Genomic DNA, 6,658 nt, shown 5'->3' on the forward strand with positions numbered 1-6,658 from the left:
TAAGTTTATATCCACATTTTTTAGTCCTATATCCACAGAATTTTCAGACTTATTCACAGAGTTATCCACAGGCTGGGAAGAATGTCTACATAGGACGGAAAAATCTGTGCGAGTCTCTTTGCCCTTTGCATTTACTTCGTAATGAATACCATCAGCACTGCGTTCCATAGGGAATACTAAAGTATCCTCATCAGCTTCTACGATGCCTTCTACAGTAGCCATATACCACTTTTCAAAGGTGTTATTATCCATTTGTTGTTGATAAAGACTTTGAGCTAGACCGCTTTTAGCAATGATAATACAGCCCGTCGTATCTCGATCTAAACGGTTCAAGAAACGTACCTTTCGCTTGATACCATGTTCTTTAAAATAGTGCGCCACACCATTGGCAAGAGAAACTTGATCTTTAGAGTTTACAGTCACACCACTTGGTTTATCCACAATAAGGAGATCATCATCTTCATACAGAATGCGTAAGTCCATTTCGATAGGGTCATGATCTATTTTTTCCTTCGCCATAGCAATCCAAATCTCGTCGCCTTCAGAGATTGCATCTTTTGGCGTAGCCTTATGACCATTAATATGAATTAATTTCTCTTCAAAAAGTTTAACTAAAGATTTTCGAGGATATCTAGTATCTAACACTTCACCAAGTGAAATATCGCGTACTTCTCCAATATGCTCAGAATCGCGACTTGATATGTCTTGATTGCTACTCGATATATCTCGATTTTTACTTGATATATCTTGACCATTACCTATTAGCTTTTGTCTTGCATTTTTCTTGCTAAGTACAGTTTCTATATCTACAGCTGTCACGGTCCATAGAATATCATCGGGGCGATGTGTTTTTCGCGCCATTAGTATCTCCTTTCTACGAGTTCAGGATCTCGTGGCATATAGTTGAGTAGCGAACTTGGTTGAACTGCCCTACCTCGTATATTCGTCTGTTCAAAGGTAATAGTCAATTCTTGTTTAGGTCGAGTGATGGCCACATAGAACAAACGCTTTTCCTCGTCTTCACGACCTTCTGCAATGGCAAAGGGACTCGGGAAAGTTCCTTCATTTAGCCCAGCCAAGAATACATGGTCAAACTCGCTACCCTTCGCTTGGTGAATGGTAATGATAGGAATGCGATCTTCATTTCGTACCTGCTGCGCAGGCTCACCCGCCGTAAGGGCCGCCATCTGTAAGATTTGGTTTAATCGAGCCAAACCTGCAGGCCCTTCATAAGCCGCATCTAGTTTTTCCATGATGCGATACAAATCGCGTATATGCTCTACCTTTGCCGCTTCTCCATGAGATTTATAGTATTCTAGAACCCCCATTTGGTTCATGATATACGCCAATAATTTCGTTGGCATCTCCGTATAGGCTTTTCTACGCAAGGTCGCCATTTGAGAGGCGATATCCGTGAAAGCTGCCTTATATTTATTAATAGCTACCATGCGACCCGTTGTGGTCGGTACGATTTTTTCTTTCACCGCATAAATTAAAAGCTGTGCAGTGGCCAAGATATCATCCATTGCATTATGTGTTGGCTCATGGTGTATAGGGAACTTAGATGCTAGGAAGCCCAATTTATGATTTGGCAAATTAGGATAGAAACGACGGTAGATATCGAGGGTATCGTAAATAGCCTTGAACTCAGGATTGCCTAAGTTATGACGCGCCAATTCATTCGTAAAGATGGTCACATCATAGTTTACATTATGACCTACAATAATAGCATTCTTAGAAAATTCCTTAAAGGCTTGTAGCACTATAGCTGGCTCTTCGCCGTGTTCTTGTAAATACGCCTCGGAGAAGCCATGTACCTCTTCGGATTGACCAACAGGTACACCAGGATTGATAAAGCGTTCAAAGGCCTCTAAGACCTGTCCATTTTCATCGATGCGAATAGCTGCAATTTGAATGATGCGGTCTTGAGACGTATCTGTGCCGGTGCTCTCCACGTCATAAACAACTACTTCGTGCTGCTCTAAGCCACTGACAAGCTTTGCATAAGGCTCCGCCTCAAAGATAGGCATATCCATGAAGTCCGTCAATTTTAAACCTACTTGGCTCGTCTCTGGGCTTTCAATCGCAGCAATACGAGCGTCACCAATACCAGCAACATATCGCTTGATAATGCGTTTCGCACTGACAGAATCATTAGGATTCATCAACAACTTGAAGTAAGCCATAACATCTTTAATTTCTTGACGTCTAAAGAATTTAAACTCGTCGATAATCATGAAGTGTCGGCGTTCCTCTTCAGGTCGTTCGCCATTAAGACGTTCAAAAGAATCGCTTAGCTGCTGTGCCTTTTTATTATCCCTCACGAGAACGCCGATATTAGCATCCTTCGGTAATGCACAGATAGCGTCGTAGATATATCGGCCCTCAAGGTAGCTATTTTTACAACCTTTAATGAGAACAGGCTTGCCCTTGCTTTCACTATTGGCACGAGGCAATTCAGTGTAGATTGAACCTACGAGGTCAGGGAACATATTTTGTAAGGTCTTGAAAGCCATCGTAAAGAGCGTCCAGTTGGAACGATAGTTTTCATAAAAGATGATTTTCAAAGGCTTGAAATCCGCATCAAATTGCTTGAGCAAGCGGAACGGATCGGAGCCACGCCATTCGTAAATTGTTTGGAAATAGTCGCCACATAGTAGCACATGATTACCTTCCCACAGTATTTCTAGAACCTTGTACTCCAGCACGCCCGTATCTTGCATTTCATCTACAGAGATATAGCTGTAACGACTGCGCCAGCGCTCGCGGACTACAGTGTCTTGGAATAGACGATGAACACCGCAGATAAGGTCTGTAAAATCTAGACCGTGCACGGAAGCTAAGCTTTCATCATAAGCAGCAATCCATTCGTGACCATGGTTCAAGAAATCATGGAGTTCACTGTAGAGGACATTTCCAAAGCTAGAGAAGAGCTGCTCAATGGCTTCGCGCTGCTCCTTCTGCAAGCGTTCGATAGTTCGCTTGTAATCGTCTTTGAGATTATCAGAATAAAAGCCATATAAGGAACGATATTCTTTCACCATGGAGATAACATTAGCAAAGGACATTTCTCGCAATTTACCAGGACGGTACGGTTCAGAGAGTTCCTTGCAGTCTTCTTCATCAAAGATGGTCACGTCCGTGTACAAGCTTTCGTTGCGCTTTCCCTCTTGTTGGAGAATGAAAAAGCAAAAGCTGTGGAATGTACTAACCTCCACAGCCTTTGCAGGACTGCCTACGAGCGATTGAATGCGGTCTTTCATCTCATTCGCGGCCTTGTTCGTAAAGGTCATGCACAAGATATTTTCCGCCTTCGCATAGCCGCCCTCGATGAGGTGAGCCACTCGAAAAGCAAGTGTATTCGTTTTTCCCGTCCCAGCGGATGCTAACAAGAGGATATTCTGTTCCACTTCATCAATAACGCGTTGTTGTTCACGATTGATAAGCATAAAAACCTCCTGTTATTTAATGCCGTAATATATAGCAGCTAAGACCATAGGAATAGGACCTAAAATTGCTGTTAATGCCCAAATACCAACTCCAATATCCATTGGAATCTCAAGTACATGAACGCATACCCAGTAGGTTAACCCACCAATCACAACATTCATAGCCACCCGTTTAATGGTGAAAAATGCTACTTTGAAAGCAATGTAGGCTACAGCAATGGAAATAACCGCCGATATAATCGGTGACGCTAATAAAGCTCCCATACTATTATCCTTTCATTTCTTGACGGTTCACTACGGCACCGCCTAGCGTTAATTCATCGGCATATTCGATATCGCCACCCACAGGAACACCGCGGGCAATTCGCGTTACCTTGATGCCACTTGGACTTAATAATCTCGCCAAATACAGAGCTGTTGCTTCCCCTTCGACATCTGGGTCTGTCGCGAGGATAACCTCTTGTACAACGCCATCACGAAGGCGTGCAATCAACTCTTTTACGCGAATATCGTCAGCACCAATGCCCTCCATAGGGGACAAAGCGCCTTCCAATACATGATACAAGCCCTTATAATCACCACTGCGCTCGATAGCAATCACATCGCGAGATGTTTCAACAACCATAATCGTCGTTTGGTCGCGATTTGGATTGCTACAGAATTCGCAAGGATCTTGAGCTGATAAGTTAAAGCAAATAGAACAGTGCCTTGTAGCCCCCTTCGCTTCTACAATGGTTTCCACTAGGCGGTCTACCTCTTCCTTCGGCATTTCTACCAAATGATAAGCCAAGCGTCTAGCCGACTTGGAGCCGATGCCAGGCAAGCGGCGCAGCTGTTCTACGAGCCGTTCTAAAGCGTTTGTCATTTAGAATAAACCTGTTGGCAAGTTTAGACCACCAGTCACTTTGCCCATTTCTTGAGCCAAGAGGTCGTCTACTTTTTTGCTAGCTTCGTTTACCGCAGCCATTATTAGATCCTCTAACATTTCCACATCTTCAGGATCAACAGCTGTAGGATTCAATTTCAAGGATTCGATGATTTTTTCACCGTTCATCACAACGGTTACAGCACCGCCACCTACGGAAGCTTCTACAGTGCGAGTTTTTAACTCTTCTTGCATTTTCTTCATATCTTCTTGCATCTTTTGAACTTTTTTCATCATGCCCGCCATGTTGCCCATACCTTTACCAAACATTATATTTCCTCCTTTTAAGACATCGTCCTATACTAACATTCTAAGTCCACATCATTAATACTATATGACATAGATTTATAACATATGTGTCACCTAATAGCCCCAAGGCCAAAGGTTATTATCTAACAATTACTTTTTTATCTATTCTTCGATAACCTCGACTATGATGTCATGGTCTTCAGATAATTTTTCTAACGTTTCCGCCAAGAGAGGATTGTTTCGTTCCTCTTCTGTCATATGCTCTGGATCCCAAGCGTATTCTCGAGCCACCGTAACACTATCGATAGCCTCTACTTCAATAGGTGCTGATGAAAGCATAGCTTTGTCATCACTTTGATGTGGGGTTTCCTCATGAGGTTCACCCCCATCAGACTTTGGGACAGCTTCCACTTCGATATGCGCCCCGCTATCCATAGGGCGCTCTAACACTTCGCCATCCTCGCTGATAACAGTCACACTATCTAATGGATGTGGCGGCATATCATCTAAGGATGATACATAAGACCCCTCCATATCGTCTACAGGCACATCATCAAAGGAATGAACCGGAATATCATCCCCTTCTATAGAACCTGCTAGAGACTCAATAGGAATTTCACCATCTGGCACCTGTGTCGCAGGACTACCATCAAAGGATGTAATTGGCACATCACCACCGGATGCTGGCTCTGTTTCTACGCCAGCTCCTAATGCAGTTTCTGATGTATCTATTGTACTTGTATTCGCACTATCACTAACTGCTGTATTTGCAACAGCACCGCCTGTTTTCTTAGCTAAAAACGCCATCGCCGCAGCCTTAGCCGCGTCCACAGCTGCAGAATCAGGTTTACTCTCTTGCGGATCATTGGTTAAATCCATTTGTGTCGGTTCCGCACCGGAGGTCGTCTTTACGTCAACCATCGGTTCTTGTGGTCGTTGGGGTGCTTTTACTTGGCGTTGTGTGGTGCTACCAGCAGCCTTTTTATAGTCTTTATAAACTTGCGTAAGGGCATCCACAATTTCTACATGTACTGCATAGCCCAGTGTATAGGTGAAAGCATCAACCGCTTCCGCCAAGTTCACTTCATTGGTCATTACATTGAGATGTAATGTATTTTTAAAGGCCATGACCGCCTTGCTTTGGTCTACGTACACCAACTGACCTTGACCGATAACGGTAGAGGTCATATTGCGATTGCTATCCTTCAAGTATTTAATGACATTGGATTGTACATTGCGATACTCTTGAGCAGATAAGATTTGTTCACTAATGATGGCCTGTGTACTAATGCCTTTTTTACCGCGACCTTTAGCTTGGTTTCTCGTGGTTTTTCGGGAAACTGGGTCCCCATTATTCGGTGGTGGCGCCATGCCAACGCCGCCCATTGGTGGCGGAGCTATACCCACTCCATTCATCGGAGGAGGTGTACTACCTGGTGCTCCCACCGGTGGTGGAGTCATGCCTACACTCGCAGGCGGTGGAGTCATACCCACATTCGCAGGCGGTGGTGTCATACCTACGCTGCTTGGAGGTGGCACAGTACCAACAGCAGTATTTTGAATACTACTCATGGAAGTATTCTGTACAGCAGCATTATCTACAGGAACAAAGCTGTTCGCATAGCCGCTAGGTGGACCAAATGCATTAGCACTATAAGCTGGTGTAGGAGCCGCTGGGCCTCGTTGTTCCAATTGAGCCATGCGGTTCAATAAATCATTTCGTTCAGATCGCTCAGTACTTTCTAGAGCATGTACACGGTCTTCTAAGCTTTCATCAACAGAGCCTAATTTAGCACAAAGCACGAGTAGACCCATTTCAATGATGGTTCTTGGATTATCCACTTGTTTCGCATCATTCATGATGGATTGAGCACTGCGCACATATTGGTTAAGTTCATTGAAATCAACAGTATTGGCCTGAGCTAGGAACTCATCCTTAAAGGCATCGTATACCTTGAGTTCATCCGCATCAGGAGCCACCTTACCAACGAGCAAAGCACGCACATGTTGAATGAGGGCTTCCATAATTTGCGTC

6 protein-coding genes are annotated in these 6,658 nt (G+C 43.9%); all 6 read right to left on the reverse strand.

Features of this window, described 5'->3' with window-relative positions; genetic code table 11:
- On the reverse strand, positions 1–861 hold an 861-nt coding region (locus KHY58_RS09945; protein WP_278473245.1), incomplete at its 3' end, for a pseudouridine synthase.
- On the reverse strand, positions 861–3,449 hold the full coding sequence (locus KHY58_RS09950) for a 3'-5' exonuclease (protein WP_278473247.1): 2,589 nt from the start codon (positions 3,447–3,449) through the stop codon (positions 861–863). The genes KHY58_RS09945 and KHY58_RS09950, both read right to left, overlap by 1 nt.
- A gap of 12 nt (positions 3,450–3,461) precedes the next feature.
- Entirely contained in the window at positions 3,462–3,713 is a 252-nt protein-coding gene (locus KHY58_RS09955; protein WP_008714821.1) for a hypothetical protein, read from the reverse strand.
- A gap of 4 nt (positions 3,714–3,717) precedes the next feature.
- Positions 3,718–4,314, reverse strand: a complete 597-nt coding sequence (gene recR, locus KHY58_RS09960; protein WP_004694915.1) for a recombination mediator RecR — start codon at positions 4,312–4,314, stop codon at positions 3,718–3,720.
- Positions 4,315–4,644 carry a YbaB/EbfC family nucleoid-associated protein gene (locus KHY58_RS09965; RefSeq protein ID WP_205112678.1) on the reverse strand — a complete coding sequence of 110 codons (330 nt, stop codon included), beginning with the start codon at positions 4,642–4,644 and terminating at the stop codon, positions 4,315–4,317.
- Between the two features lie 141 nt (positions 4,645–4,785).
- The coding region (locus tag KHY58_RS09970; protein ID WP_278473249.1) for a DNA polymerase III subunit gamma/tau at positions 4,786–6,658 on the reverse strand (1,873 nt) is incomplete at its 5' end.

The sequence above is a fragment of the Veillonella parvula genome, assembly GCF_018366295.1.
Taxonomy (GTDB): Bacteria; Bacillota; Negativicutes; order Veillonellales; family Veillonellaceae; genus Veillonella; species Veillonella parvula_P.